The sequence below is a fragment of the Pseudoduganella rivuli genome, from assembly GCF_009674485.1.
GTDB classification, from domain to species: domain Bacteria; phylum Pseudomonadota; class Gammaproteobacteria; order Burkholderiales; family Burkholderiaceae_D; genus Rugamonas; species Rugamonas rivuli_B.
This window is the reverse complement of sequence record NZ_WKJJ01000031.1, coordinates 1-14,158: the sequence shown is the minus strand read 5'-3', so window position 1 is coordinate 14,158 and position 14,158 is coordinate 1. Positions and strand designations below refer to the sequence as shown.

The following is a 14,158-nucleotide window of genomic DNA, read 5'->3' as shown; positions in this document are numbered from 1 at the left end:
CTAATTGATTGGAAGAAATCTTAACCATTAGCCACTTCGGCATAACGCATGCCCTTGAATATGGCCCGCAACAGACTGTTCGCCCCAACCAAACCACTCTGGTGGAGTGGCGTCCTGCTGTCCTTGGGCGTAGGTGTCTTGCTGTACGGCGCCACGGCGAGATCCCTGGACAGCGAAGTCAATGCGCGTTTCCGCAGCCACGCACGCAACAGCCAGTACATCATCACCAACGCCATCAAAGCGTATACCGACGTGCTGCGGGGCGCGGCCAGCTACTTCCAGTCGGCCGACACCATTACCCGCGACGGCTTCCACCGCTATGTCAGGGGACTGGACTTGCCGCGCCACTTCCCGGCCATCACCACCCTCAATTATGCGCAACACGTGCCAGCCGGGGCAAAACCGGAGGCCGCCATCATTACGCTGCTGGAACCGCTGGCGGGACTGGAGGGGAAAGTAGGCTTCGATATTGCCGCCAGGCCGGCTGTGGCGCGCGCGCTGGCGCGCGGACGCGACACCGGCATGCTGACTTCATCCGGCGTGCCGATCGGACTGGACGACAACAATCGCGACGCCGTGCTGGCCATGCGCATGCCGGTCTACCGCCCCAATCTGCCGCTCGCGACCATCGAACAACGCCGCGCCGCTTACGTGGGCTCGATCGGTATCGGTTTTTCCGTCTACCGGCTGGTGCTGGGTGCGTTGGAGGAAATGCCGGTGCGCAATACCCGGCTGATCCTGCAAGACATCGGCGACCAGGAATCCGAGGGAAATCATACGCTGCTGTTCGACAGCATGGAGCGGGGCATGGGCGGGCCAGCCGAGCAGGATACGTTGAGCTACATCTTGCCGATCGACTTTAACGGGCGCGTGTGGCGTGCGGAATTCACCGCATCCAAGCATGCGCTGTATTCGCACTTCGACATGTTCCTGCCTTGGCTGGCCCTGCTGACGGGCTTCTGCGGCAGCATGCTGATTTACGCCTTGTTCCACACGCTGTCGTCATCGCGGCTGCGGGCGATCCGCATGGCCAAGTCCATGACCAAGGAATTGCGCGACAGCCAGGCCAAACTGCAACTGTCGCACCATAAATTGCGCCGGCTGGCGGCGCACGCCGAACAAATCAAGGAGCAGGAACGCAAGCGCATCGCCCGTGAAATCCACGACGACCTGGGCCAGAACCTGCTGGCGCTGCGGATCGAAGCGGACGTACTGACCACGCGCACCAGCCACCGCCACCCGCGCCTGCATGCCCGGGCGCGCGGCACACTGGCGCAAATCGATCACACCATCCGCAGCGTGCGCCAGATCATCAATGACTTGCGGCCCAACGTGCTGGACCTGGGCCTGGGCGCGGCCGTGGAATGGCAAATCGCGCAATTCCGGCAGCGCTCGGGCATTGTCTGCGAATTCATCGAAAGCGGTGGCGACGAGGGTATTGACGACCATTGCGCCACGGCGTATTTCCGCATCTTGCAGGAATCGCTCAGCAACGTGCTGCAGCATGCCCACGCCAGCCTTGTGAAAGTCGAACTGCGTCGTGAAAACAACATGCTGAGCATGACCATCAGTGATAACGGTGTCGGCCTGCATGCGCGCAGCCGCAATAAATTCGGCTCGTTCGGGCTGGTCGGCATTGAAGAACGCATCAATTTACTGGGCGGCACGTGCTCGATCCACAGCGCGCCCGGCACCGGCACCGTGGTACGGGTATCGGCGCCGCTGCTGCAGCCGGGCGCCGCCTATCCCCGCCTCGAACAGTTCGCCTAGGACAATTCTGTTGCAATTAGGAATTTCCCGAACTCATGTTGACGAAAATCAAATCCCATTAGTTTCAAAAAGACAAGAATCGTTCCTGTAGTGCCCTGCTCAACAACCGAAAGGAACGAACTGATGAATGATGCTTACAAAGCCATTGCTGAACTGGACCTGGAACCAATCAAAGTCAAACTGATGCACCAGGAATCGGGCGAAGGCTGGAGCCTCGAGCGCGCCAACGCGATTGAGTTCGAATACCGCCGCTTCCTGATCCTGATGAAAAAATACCCCGACGAACAGACCGCGCCACTGGTCGACGTCGACACGTTCTGGCACTACCACATCCTCGATACGCTGAAATACGCCGCCGACTGCGAAGCCGTGTTCGGTTACTTCCTGCACCATTTCCCCTACATCGGCTTGCGCGGCGAAGCGGACGAAGAAGCGCACCACCGCGTTGGCCAGCGCATGAAGGAACTGTACGAAGAAACGTTCGGTGAAGATTACATCCGCACCGCGGCAGGCAACGATGCGGCTTATTCCGGCATCGCCACCGCGGCGTATTCCGGCATTGCGGCACAGGACAAAACCGCCTACTCCGGCATCGCAGCCCAAACCGCTTACTCGGGGATCGCGGCACAGGGCAAAGCAGCACAAGCCGGCGCACAGACCGCTTATTCGGGCATTGCCGCCAAAACCGCCTATTCCGGCATTGCGGCGCAAGGCAAAGCTGATCAGGCTGGCACGCAAACCGCGTATTCCGGGATTGCCGCCAAAACCGCCTACTCCGGCATTGCAGCGCAGGGCAAGGCAGAACAAGCCGGGGCACAGACCGCTTATTCTGGCATTGCCACCAAGACCGCTTATTCCGGCATTGCGGCGCAGGGCCAGGCTCAGCAGGCTGGTGCCGAAACCGCGTACTCCGGCATTGCCAGCGGCAAGGCGGACATTGCAGCGTTTTATACCACCCGTCCACGCCTGCCTGTAACCGCCTGATTCACTACTGTCTTGGTAGGAACGTGGGAACACTAAGTCTTTGTTCCCACAAGCATTTATTGACCCCGCGCACGATTGCAACACTCGCTTGCAATCCACTACAGTCTGCTTATACTAGATTTCGTTGACACGAATCAACTCTCGTTCCCAACCCTACGAACCTGAGCGCGCCGGCCCCTTCAGCCAACTCCTGCGTATATCCAATCTTTTCTACAACTGAACCTTTTATAGAGGGATGTCACCCATGATCTCAGCAGAAAGCTTTCAAGCCATTGCGGACCTCGACCTCGAGCCGATCAAAGTCAAGCTGATGCACGAAGCGTCCGGTGAAGGCTGGTCTCTGCAAAAAGCCAACGCGGTGGAATTCGAATATCGCCGGTTCCTGTACCTGATGAAGACGTTCCCGCACGAGCAGACCGCGCCGCTGATGGACGTCGACAAGTTCTGGCACTACCACATCCTCGACACGATGAAATACGCAGTCGACTGCGAAGCCGTATTTGGCTATTTCCTGCACCACTTCCCTTACATCGGCTTGCGCGGCGAAGATGACGAAGAAGTGCACCACCGCGTCGGCGACCGCATGAAGGAATTGTACGAAGCCACGTTTGGCGAAAGCTACCTGAAAGCAGAAGCAGCCTACTCGGGCGTTCCTGCGCAGCAAGCGGACGCGGCTTACTCGGGCGTGCCGACTGTCGCGTATTCCGGCGTTCCTGCCGCCGAAGCGAAAACCGCCTACTCCGGCGTGCCAACCGTTGCGTATTCGGGCGTGCCGGCGGCACAGGCAAAAACCGCTTACTCGGGTGTGCCTGCCGCCCAGGCCAAGACGGCTTACTCCGGTGTGCCAACCGCGCAAGCTAAAACCGCTTACTCCGGTGTGCCGACCGCCCAGGCGAAAACCGCTTACTCCGGCGTGCCGACCGCCCAGGCGAAAACGGCTTACTCGGGCGTGCCCACTGCCCAGGCAAAGACCGCCTACTCCGGCGTGCCGGCGGTCGCTTACTCCGGCGTTCCCGCCGCCCGCGCACAAACGGCATACTCCGGTGTGCCGGCAGCCCAGGCAAAAACCGCGTATTCCGGCGTGCCTTCCGCACAAACAGCCTATTCCGGTGTACCGGGCGCCTCTGCCCGCCAGGTCGCGGACATGTACATGGAACGTCCGCGCCTGACGCCGGCAGCGTAAAGTACTGGCTACAAATAACAACGGGCCGCAACCTGGCGACAGGTGGCGGCCCGCTTTATTTCCGATGTGCCCGATCAGGCAGACATCATTTCACGCAGTTCGCGGATGCTGAAATCGCTGATTTCATGCATGCGGATCAGGATGGTGGCGCCGATCGGCAGCGTGTTGTGACGAATCTTGCTGATCACTGGCGGCGCCACTTCCAGCGCGCGCGACAGTGCCGCATCGTTTTTCAACTGCAGCTTTTCAATGATGGCATCCAGTACACGGTTAGGGTTGTACGTGGGCGAAGAAGTGATTTCCTTGAGCGAGGTAGTCATTTGGTCGGTTCCTGGCAGCCAATGTTGTACAAAAGCCACACTTTCACAAAATATTTAACGGGATAAATACGGTCGCGCGCTATCCCACAAGGGGGTTTTGCTATGTTTTATAGCACATGACCCGTATGATACACGTTTTTATTGCTTATAGGCTAATCTGGCGAGAAATTTGTGAGAATTCGATAGATTTCTCACTTGCCAGCTGTGATAGGAATTGTTAAATACGAAAATCGTGATTTTTCGTTATCGCCGGCCATAGAAACCGGACGCGAGGAACATCCACTCGACCGCGATGGCCGCACTCAGTTGCGCCAATGTACCAGGGAAAAACAGCCCGAATTGCGGTGAGGGAAAAATCAAGCAAGGCGTAGCATCTTCGCAACGCCAACTCCATCCCAGCTGGCGCCGGATTTCATTCGGAGCCGGTGGCGGCTGATGGGCCCGCCCCCGCAACATCATATATAAGCGAACCTGTTCCTTGGATGGGTGCGGGGTGGTTTGCATAGGGTCTCCTACAGGAACGTTGTCGGATTGATTATGCGCCTGCTAGCTGACACACACCTTGCGCTGTTGTAGGCAATCCACAACCCGGGCATAGCGCAACCGCAAACCCAGTTCATTTTTCAACCGGTTGTTGCGCAAACGCCGCGATTCCGACATGAACGACAGCAATGCGGGCGATACCAACTGTTGCAATTCCGCACGCGGCAAGCGTGGCGGCCGCGCCAGGCCATACGCATCGGCCACCGCATCGAAATACGCCGCCATCTTCATGTCGCTGTCATCGGTCGCATTGACCACCCTGCCCGGCAACCCCTTGAACAATGCCAGCGCAATGGCGCGCGCCAGGTCATCGGCATGGATGTGGTTCGTGTACACATCGTCTTCTTCACGCAACGCCGGCGTGCCCGCTTTCAGGCGTTCCAGCGGCAGGCGGTCTTCCGCATAAATCCCGGGCGCGCGCAGGATCGCCAGCGTGCTGCCGCTGCGCCGCGCCCAGTGCCGCAACACTTGTTCGGCATCGACACGGCGGATCGCGCGGGCATTGCGGGGCGCCACGGGACGGCTTTCATCGACCCACGCGCCCTGGCAATCGCCGTAAACGCCCGTGGTGCTGATGTAAACCAGCCGCCCCCGCTCGGGTAAAATGGCGGTCAGATGGCGCGTGCGCTCATCGCACTGGCCTGCGGACTGCGGCGGCGCCAGGTGCACGACATGGCGCGCCAGCCCTTTCAGGCGGCGCAGCGTGGCGGGGTGGTCCAGGTTGGCCACCAGCGGCACGGCGCCTGCAGCCCGTAATTGTGCGCAGCGCTCCGGTTGACTGGTGATGGCAATGACGCGAAAGGCGTGCCGTACCAGCGGCAACAGGCGCATACCGACATCGCCGCAGCCGACGATCAGCAAGCGCGGACGGGCAAATTTATTAACGTTGACGTTTTTCATAAGTAAGGATTGTATGACTTTCCAGATTACTGTTCAGCCGAGCGGCCACCAATTCACTTGCGACGAAGATGAAACCATCCTGGCCGCGGCCATGCGCGCCGGTGTCGGCCTGCCCTACGGTTGCAAGAACGGTGCGTGCAGTTCGTGCAAAGGCAAAGTCATTTCCGGCAACGTGACGCACAAGGCGCACCAGCAACGCGCGCTGACGGAAGAAGAAGCGGCGGCCGGCCTGTCACTGTTCTGCTGCGCCACCCCGCATGCCGACTTGGTCATCGAAGCGCGCGAAGTGGCCGGCAGCAGCGATTACCCGGTCAAGAAAATGCCGTCGCGTGTGTCGTCGATTGAAAAAGTGGCGCCGGACGTGGTGGTGATTTCACTGCAATTGCCCGCCAACGAAAGCTTGAAATACCGCGCCGGCCAGTACATTGAATTCATGCTGCCAGGCGGCAAGCGCCGCAGCTACAGCATGGCGACCGCCCCGGACAACGGCCCGATCACCCTGCACATCCGCCACATGGCGGGCGGCTTCTTTACCGAGCAAGTGTTCTCGACCATGAAAGAGCGCGACATCCTGCGCTTCGAAGGGCCGCTGGGCACGTTCTTCGTGCGCGACGACAGCGACAAGCCGATGGTGCTGCTGGCGTCCGGCACCGGCTTTGCGCCCATCAAGGCCATCGTCGAACACCTGGTCCAGATCGGTTCGACCCGCAAGATGACGCTGTACTGGGGCGGACGCCGTCCACAGGACTTGTATATGGATGCGCTGTGCCGTGACTGGGCCGCCAAGCTGCCGAACTTCGACTATGTGCCGGTGGTATCGAATGCGTTGCCGGAAGATAACTGGACGGGCCGCACCGGTTTCGTCCACCACGCCGTGATGGCGGACTTGCCGGACATGTCCGGCCACCAGGTCTATGCCTGCGGCGCACCCATCATGGTGGAATCCGCGAAAACCGACTTCGTCGCCCAGTGCAAGCTGCCCGATGAAGAGTTTTATGCCGATGCGTTCACCACCGAGGCGGACCTGGCCAAATAATCCGGGCCTGCAAGCGCATCATCCCGGAGGGCGGCTTATACAAAGCCGCCTTGCTTGCATTGCGATGCGGTATGAGCTTGTGGCGACGCAGGCATCAGCGCGCGTTAGCGATATCAGGCACAATAGCAGGCTTGTCCCGCCCGCCTGATTTCCCGCCATGCCCGCCTTTGACGCCACCGGTTTTTCCGTCCTCAAGCACCGCAATTTCACCAGTTACCTGTCCGCCCGCCTGCTCGGCACCCTGGCCGTGCAAATGCAGCACGTCGCCATCGGCTGGCATGTTTATGCGCTGACGGGCAATCTGTTTGACCTGGGCTTGATCGGCCTCGCCCAGTTCGCCCCGTTCCTGCTGCTGATCCTGCCTGCCGGCCAAATCGCGGACCGCTATAACCGGCGCACTATCGTGGCGCTGTGCATGGCGGCGCAATTGTTGTGCGGCCTGCTGTTGCTGGCCTTTACGCTGAGCGGCGCCAAGACCGTCTGGCCCGTGTTTGCCATCCTGGCCCTGTTCGGCAGCGCGCGCGCTTTCATGACGCCGGCCGCGCAAGCGATGGTCATCAACCTGGTGCCGGCCGACAGTTTCAGCAAGGCCGTCGCCCTCAGTTCATCCACCTTCCACGTGGCCGTCATCCTCGGCCCGACCCTGGGCGGTTTGCTGTATTACTACGGCGCCACCATGGTCTTCGTCGTCTCGTCCGCGCTGCTGGCGCTGTCGGTGGCGCTGATGTGCCTGACCAAATCCGTCAAGCAAGCCATCAGCAAGGAACCGGCCACGTGGCACAGTGTGCTCGAAGGCATGCGTTTCGTCACGTCGCGCCCCATCGTGCTGGGCGCCATTTCCCTGGACTTGTTTGCCGTGCTGTTCGGCGGCGCCACCGCGCTGTTGCCGGCGCTGGCGGCCGACGTGCTGCACGTGGGTCCCGGCGGCCTGGGCTTGCTGCGCACCGCGCCCGGCGCGGGGGCCGCGCTGTGCTCGATTGCGCTGGCGTTTTTCCCCATCACGCGGCGCGTCGGCGCCTGGATGTTTGGCGGCGTGGCGCTGTTTGGCGCGTGCACCGTGGTGCTGGGCGCCACCACCAGCTTTGCCGTGGCGCTGGCGGCTTTGCTGCTGATGGGCGCGGGCGACATGATCAGCGTCTATGTGCGCCACTTGCTGGTGCAATATGAAACGCCGGACGCGATCCGTGGCCGCGTCAGCGCCGTCAACGCCGTGTTTATCGGCGCGTCGAATGAACTGGGCGAATTCGAGTCGGGGGTGACGGCGGGCTGGTTCGGCCTGACGCGCGCCGTGGTGTTCGGCGGCATGGCCACGCTGGCGGTCACGGGCTTGTGGAGTGTGCTGTTCCCCGTGCTGTCGCGCATGGACCGGTTCCCCCACGCGGAACGGGAAGCGGCGGAAAAATCCGCAGCGGCCTGACGTGGACCGTCCCCGGGCAACTTGTCAATTGTAAGGCTTGCGCACCGCCGCGGGGCAATTCCTGAGTTCCGCGCTGCACTAAATTGGCGCTCTGTGGCAAAAGGAGTAAGATGGTTTCACAGGCCGGTCATCTTCCGGTGCTGTATTGATGAACAAACGGGAGCAGTATATGCAGATCAACGTCAATTGCGATAAAACCATTGAACGTCATGCCGGCCTTGATAGCCACGTACAAACCGTCGTGCAAACTGCCATCAGCCGATTCTCTGAACACATCAGCCGTGTTGAAGTCCACCTCAGCGACAATAACCGCGAAAAATCGCTGGATGGCGACAACCGTTGCCTGATTGAAGCCCGTGTCAACGGACTGCAACCCGTCGCTGTCAGCGACCACGCTGCCACCCTGCACCAAGCCATTAACGGCGCCGCAGACAAGCTCAAACGCGCACTCGACAGCGCCCTGGGCAAACGTGCCGAGCACAAACGTGCACCGGTGACACCGGAAATCGTAGACGAAGAAGAAGCCTGATTCTTCGCTGTAAAACCTGGGCGGGCCGCCGGACAACGGCGGCCTTTGCATTTCTGCTACAGCAATTGCCGCAAGTAGCGCAATCCCTGCAGCGCCCGGCTGCCATACCACGACATCATTTCCCCATCCACCAGTTGTACGGGTTTACCGATCTGCTTTTCCAGCGCATCGACGTGCGCTTCCGTGAAGCGGTACGGCTCGGATGACAGCAGCACCTGGTCGATCCCCGCCACCAGCGCATCGTTCCATTCGAAGGCCGGATAGCGGTCCGGACCCAGGTCCGGGATGCGCCAGCCGATTTCCGCCAGCATGCGGGCGATGTACGTGTCGGCCGAGATACTCATCCACGGGTCTTGCCAGATGCAGTACAGGACGGTTTGCGGCGGCCCCTTCGGCAGCGCCTGCAAGGCCGCGTATTCCTGTTCGAACGCGTGGCACCAAGCGTCAGCCTTGTCTTCCACGCAAAAGATGCCGCCCATCAGCCGGGCCAGCGGCACGTTGTCCAGCGGCGCCAGCGGATGCGTGACCACCACGTTCGGCACGAATTCACGCAACGCGTCGAACACGGGCTTTTCGTTTTCATCGATGTTGACGATGACGTGGGTCGGCGCCAGCGTGCGGATCTTGTTCAGGTTCACATCCTTGGTGCCGCCCACTTTCGGGATGGCGCGCACGGTGTCGGCCGGGTGGATGCAAAACCCCGTACGGGCCACCAGTTGTGGCGCCAGTCCCAGGTCGCACAGCAATTCAGTAATGGAAGGCACCAGCGACACGATGCGTGCGCCGGGCGCGGCGGCAAAGGTTTGCCCGATGGCGTCGGTATAAGTCATGGCGATAGGATGGCGATTGGTGAGCGTGGCGGTATTGAAACACAGCGGGGCCGCCATGCGCCAGCATCGGATATCATCTGGCTATCATTTCCGCAGGTAATTATCTTGAAGCCCATCACGTTCAGCGCATCGCCCTACACCATCGATAATATCCAGTTGTTCAAGGGCGCCGACCAGGCCGTCGTGCGCAAACTGCTGGCGCCCTGCCCCATCATGCACGTGGCGGCGGGCCGCCCGCTGAACCCGGGCGGACGCGCACTATATATCGTGCTGAGCGGCGCGTTATCGGTGGCGGCGGACGCCCGCATGGGCATGGCGGACGGCAATATCAACAAGGTGTTGCCGGGTGAAAGCGCCGGTGAGCAGTCGGTGCTGGATGAGGAAGCCAACCTGACCGCCATCACGGCGCTGGAAGATTCCGACGTGCTGGCCATCGATGCCGAGACCGTGTGGAAGCTGATCGACGAATCGAACGGCACGGCGCGCAACCTGTTGCGCCTGCTGTCCTTCCGGGTCCGCGCCGCCAATGCGCAATTGCGCCGGCGCCAGAAGGTGGGCGAGTTTTACCGGCAAATGTCGATGGTCGACGGCTTGACGGGCTTGTACAACCGGGCCTGGCTCAATGAATTGTTGCCGCCGATGGTGGGCCAGGCCCACGGCACGGAACAGCCGCTGTCGCTGATCATGGTCGACCTCGACCACTTCAAGAAATTCAACGACAGCCATGGCCACCTGGCCGGCGACCAGGCGCTGCGCGCCGCCGCGCAAGCCATCAGCAATGCGCTGCGGCCGTCGGATTTCGCCGTGCGCTACGGCGGCGAAGAAATGCTGGTGCTGTTGCCGGACACGGGCGCGGACGTCGCCGTGGTGGTGGCAGAGCGCCTGTGCGACCGCATCCGCCAGTCCGTGATCTTCCACGACATGCGGCTGCCGATGCCGCACATTACCGCATCGCTGGGCGTGGCCAGCCTGACCGAAGGCCAGGATGAGCAGGCGCTGATCGCGTGCGCCGATGCCGCGCTGTACCGTTCCAAGGAAGCCGGCCGCAACCGCGTAACAGCCGCCTGACCCGGCTCACCGAGTAAAACACGGCCCGCAATGCCGGCCGCGCGCGCCAATCGCGTATCATGGCGCCGCACAACCGCATTCCACTAGATTATGAGCACCCACACCTTCCTCTGGCACGACTATGAAACCTTCGGCGCGCAGCCGCGCCGCGACCGCCCCGCCCAGTTCGCGGCCATCCGCACGGACGCGGAACTGAACGAGATCGGCGATCCCATCATGCTGTTTTGCCAGCCGGCGCCGGATTTCCTGCCCGATCCGCAAGCGTGCCTGATCACCGGCATCACGCCGCAGCAGTGCCTCGAACAAGGCGTGCCGGAACACCAGTTCGCCGCCACCATCGAGCAGGCCTTCGCCACGCCGGGCACCATCGGTGTCGGCTACAACACGATCCGCTTCGACGATGAAGTCACCCGTTTCCTGTTCTGGCGCAACCTGATCGACCCGTATGCGCGCGAATGGCAAAACCAGTGCGGCCGCTGGGATTTGCTGGACGTGGTGCGCATGACCTACGCGCTGCGCCCGGAAGGCATCGAGTGGCCGGTCAAGCCGGACGGCAAGCCCAGCTTCCGCCTCGAAGACTTGACCAGGGCGAATGGCCTGGCGCACGAAGCGGCGCACGATGCGCTGTCCGACGTGCGCGCCACCATTGCGCTGGCGCGCCTGCTGCGCTCGAAACAGCCGCGCCTGTTCGATTTCTGCCTGGCGCTGCATAAGAAAGACCGCGTGGCCGATGAAATCGGCATGCACGTGGCGCCCGCGCTGCGCCAGCCTTTCCTGCACGTGTCCGGCATGTTCCCGGCCGAGCGCGGTTGCCTGGCGCTGGTGTTCCCGCTGGGCGTGCACCCGACCAACAAGAATGAAGTGCTGGTGTGGGATTGCGCGCAGGATCCGACGGAGCTGTTCGGACTGGATGCCGACACGGTGCGCCTGCGCATGTTCACGCGCAGCGCGGACTTGCCGGAAGGCGTCACGCGCCTGCCGATCAAGAGCATCCACCTGAATAAATCGCCAATGCTGGTGTCGAACTTGAAGACGCTGTCGCCCGCCATGGCGCAGCGCTGGAACATCGACCTGGAAGCGGGCCGCCGCCACGCGCACCTGGCCGCCACGGGACCGGATTTGTCCGCGCTGTGGGCGCAGATTTTCCGCAAGGAAGACGCCGGCGACGTCGACGTCGATGAAGATTTGTATGGCGGCTTTATCGGCAGCGCCGACCGGCGCCAGCTGGAATCGCTGCGTCGCCTGCCGGCCGCGCAACTGGCGGGCCGCACGCCGCCATTCGAGGATGGCCGCCTGGCCGAACTGGTGTTCCGTTACCGCGCCCGCAACTTCCCGCACACGTTGTCGGAACACGAAATGGAACAATGGGAACAGCACCGCGCCGCCCGCCTGTTCGATGGCGCCGGCGGGGCCCGCACCGTGGAGCAGTTATTTACGGAAATCGACCAGCTGTCGGAAAACGTCGACGAGCGCGGCGAGGAAGTGCTGGGGGCGCTGTACGATTATGCGGAGATGGTGGCGCCTCAGCGCTATTGATGCACCCCGCCTGAACCGCCGATACGCTTGCCCCCGTAGGGCGGTTTCCGCGCAGCGGAAGCCGCCATGCAAGCGCCGCGTTGACGCCCGGGATTGCTTACTTGCGGTACTGATTGATCGCGTCGCGGGTTTCTTCCGCCACGCGGCGCGCCGCGGCGGCAAAGTCTTCCCCCGCCTGCGGCGCCGCGTACAGAATCGCGCGCGACGAGTTGATCATCATGCCCGTCCCCGCCGCCGTGCGGCCCGCGTTGACGGTGGCGGCAATGTCGCCACCCTGCGCGCCGATGCCCGGCACCAGCAGCGGCATGTCGCCCACGATGGCGCGCACTTGCGCCAGTTCTTCCGGGAACGTCGCGCCCACCACCAGCGCGCACTGGCCGTTGGCATTCCATTTATTGGCCACCAGGCCCGCCACGTGCTGGTACAGCGGCTTGCCGCCCACGTCCAGGAATTGCAGGTCGGAACCGCCCGCGTTCGACGTGCGGCACAGGATGATGACGCCGCGGTCGGCCCACTCCATGTACGGTTCGACGGAATCGAAGCCCATGTACGGGTTGACCGTGACGGCGTCCGCGCCATAGCGGTCATACGCTTCGCGCGCATACTGGCGCGCGGTCGCGCCGATGTCGCCGCGCTTGGCGTCCAGCACCAGCGGGATGTGCGGGTAGTTGTCGCGCAGGTAGGCGCAAATGTCTTCCAGCTGGCGCTCGGCGCTCAGCGCGGCAAAGTAAGCGATCTGCGGCTTGAACGAGCACGCCAGGTCGGCCGTCGCATCGATGATCTCCTTGCAGAATTCATAGATGCCGTTGGGCTGGTTGCGGAATTGCGCCGGCAGCTTGTCCATGTCCGGATCCAGGCCCACGCACAGCAGGGAGTCGTTGCTTGCCCATGCGGCATTGAGTTTATTGATAAAAGTCACGACTTCCCTCCTGGACAGTGAATGGCAAACCCGCAATTATAACCTGCCCGATACGCACGGCCGCTGGAGTAAAATTCCGCCACACAACCCATTGAAAGGACCGCGCGAATGAAACTATCCAATAAAGTCGCGATCGTAACCGGCGCCACACAAGGCATCGGTCTGGCCTGCGCACAACGCCTCGTCGCCGAAGGCGCCAAAGTCATGCTGGTCGACATCAAACCGGAAGGCGCGCAAGCTGCCGAAGCACTGGGCGACCAGGCCCGCTTCTTCACCGGCGACGTCAGCCAGAAATCCGATGTCGATGCGCTGGTGGCGGAAACGCTGGCCGTGTTCGGCCGCATCGATATCCTGATCAACAATGCCGGCGTCACGCACAAGGCCGATTTCCTCGACCTCACCGAAGACGATTTCGACCGCGTGTTGCGGATCAACCTGAAATCCATGTTCCTGTGCGGCCAGGCGGCGGCCCGCGTGATGGTCAAGCAGCAAAGCGGCTGCATCATCAATATGTCGAGCGTGAATTCGGAACTGGCGATTCCCGACCAGGTGCCCTACGTGGTGTCCAAGGGCGGCATCAACCAGCTGACCAAGGTCATGTCGCTGAGCCTGGCGCAGCACGGCGTGCGCGTCAACGGCATCGGCCCCGGCACCATCCTGACGGAACTGGCGAAAAAAGCCGTGCTGGGCAGTCCGGAAGCGCGCCACACGATTTTGTCCCGCACGCCGATGGGCCGCTGCGGCGAACCGGAAGAAGTCGCGTCGATTGCCGCCTTCCTGGCCAGCGATGACGCCAGCTATATGACAGGCCAGACGCTGTTTGTCGACGGTGGCCGCTTGGCACTGAACTACACGGTTCCCGTACGCGACTGAGATATTCTTAAAATTTATATCAGGTATGGAAACTAAAAATTAGACATATATGTGGCGATGCAACATAATTACACCTGTCTCCACTATTCTCCTCCAAAGAAAATAGTTTCAAGCCCGCGCAACAGCGGGCTTTTTTTTGGTTCTTCACGGATTGCCGGGATGAGCATGCCGTAAACGCAAGAGAGCAGTAAGGAAGAGTTATTGTGTTTGTGCGACCAAACCCAAAAACTAAACCACTGCTCTCATGGCA

The 14,158-nt window shown here is 61.5% G+C and carries 13 protein-coding genes; 9 read left to right on the top strand and 4 right to left on the bottom strand.

Features of this window, described 5'->3' with window-relative positions; genetic code table 11:
- Positions 1–48: 48 nt before the first annotated feature.
- From GJ700_RS32030 to GJ700_RS32020, 3 genes are all read left to right on the top strand, one after another.
- The gene (locus GJ700_RS32030; RefSeq protein WP_154381773.1) at positions 49–1,770 is read left to right on the top strand and encodes a sensor histidine kinase; all 1,722 of its coding nucleotides are present in this window, start codon (positions 49–51) and stop codon (positions 1,768–1,770) included.
- Between the two features lie 123 nt (positions 1,771–1,893).
- On the top strand, positions 1,894–2,754 hold the full coding sequence (locus GJ700_RS32025; protein ID WP_154381771.1) for a glycine-rich domain-containing protein: 861 nt from the start codon (positions 1,894–1,896) through the stop codon (positions 2,752–2,754).
- A 244-nt stretch (positions 2,755–2,998) separates the two neighbouring features.
- Complete coding sequence (locus GJ700_RS32020) at positions 2,999–3,937, top strand: glycine-rich domain-containing protein (RefSeq protein ID WP_154381769.1); 939 nt, start codon at positions 2,999–3,001, stop codon at positions 3,935–3,937.
- Between the two features lie 74 nt (positions 3,938–4,011).
- On the opposite strand, the gene GJ700_RS32015 is transcribed toward GJ700_RS32020, so the two are convergent.
- Both GJ700_RS32015 and GJ700_RS32010 read right to left on the bottom strand, forming a co-directional pair.
- Positions 4,012–4,257 carry a hypothetical protein gene (locus GJ700_RS32015; RefSeq protein WP_154381767.1) on the bottom strand — a complete coding sequence of 82 codons (246 nt, stop codon included), beginning with the start codon at positions 4,255–4,257 and terminating at the stop codon, positions 4,012–4,014.
- 546 nt (positions 4,258–4,803) lie between these two features.
- Entirely contained in the window at positions 4,804–5,700 is an 897-nt protein-coding gene (locus GJ700_RS32010) for an SDR family oxidoreductase (RefSeq protein ID WP_154381765.1), read from the bottom strand.
- A gap of 13 nt (positions 5,701–5,713) precedes the next feature.
- On the opposite strand from GJ700_RS32010, the gene GJ700_RS32005 reads away from it, so the two are divergent.
- The 3 genes from GJ700_RS32005 (at position 5,714) to GJ700_RS31995 (ending at position 8,682) form a co-directional block, all read left to right on the top strand.
- Positions 5,714–6,736 (top strand): CDP-6-deoxy-delta-3,4-glucoseen reductase, encoded by a 1,023-nt coding sequence (locus GJ700_RS32005; RefSeq protein WP_154381763.1) that lies wholly within the window; start codon positions 5,714–5,716, stop codon positions 6,734–6,736.
- A gap of 157 nt (positions 6,737–6,893) precedes the next feature.
- Positions 6,894–8,153, top strand: a complete 1,260-nt coding sequence (locus tag GJ700_RS32000; RefSeq protein ID WP_154381761.1) for an MFS transporter — start codon at positions 6,894–6,896, stop codon at positions 8,151–8,153.
- Between the two features lie 169 nt (positions 8,154–8,322).
- Complete coding sequence (locus GJ700_RS31995) at positions 8,323–8,682, top strand: HPF/RaiA family ribosome-associated protein (RefSeq protein WP_154381759.1); 360 nt, start codon at positions 8,323–8,325, stop codon at positions 8,680–8,682.
- Between the two features lie 56 nt (positions 8,683–8,738).
- Here the strand turns inward: GJ700_RS31995 and GJ700_RS31990 are convergent, their stop codons facing one another.
- The gene (locus GJ700_RS31990) at positions 8,739–9,512 is read right to left on the bottom strand and encodes a helical backbone metal receptor (protein WP_154381757.1); all 774 of its coding nucleotides are present in this window, start codon (positions 9,510–9,512) and stop codon (positions 8,739–8,741) included.
- Between the two features lie 105 nt (positions 9,513–9,617).
- Between GJ700_RS31990 and GJ700_RS31985 the strand changes: the two genes are divergently transcribed.
- Complete coding sequence (locus GJ700_RS31985; RefSeq protein WP_154381755.1) at positions 9,618–10,580, top strand: GGDEF domain-containing protein; 963 nt, start codon at positions 9,618–9,620, stop codon at positions 10,578–10,580.
- 90 nt (positions 10,581–10,670) lie between these two features.
- A complete protein-coding gene (gene sbcB / locus GJ700_RS31980) occupies positions 10,671–12,116 on the top strand; it encodes an exodeoxyribonuclease I (RefSeq protein ID WP_154381753.1) in 1,446 nt (481 codons plus the stop codon).
- 97 nt (positions 12,117–12,213) lie between these two features.
- Here sbcB and pyrF read toward each other — a convergent pair whose 3' ends face one another.
- The gene (gene pyrF, locus GJ700_RS31975; protein ID WP_371868228.1) at positions 12,214–13,035 is read right to left on the bottom strand and encodes an orotidine-5'-phosphate decarboxylase; all 822 of its coding nucleotides are present in this window, start codon (positions 13,033–13,035) and stop codon (positions 12,214–12,216) included.
- A 108-nt stretch (positions 13,036–13,143) separates the two neighbouring features.
- Between pyrF and GJ700_RS31970 the strand changes: the two genes are divergently transcribed.
- A complete protein-coding gene (locus GJ700_RS31970; RefSeq protein WP_154381751.1) occupies positions 13,144–13,908 on the top strand; it encodes an SDR family NAD(P)-dependent oxidoreductase in 765 nt (254 codons plus the stop codon).
- Positions 13,909–14,158 lie beyond the last annotated feature (250 nt).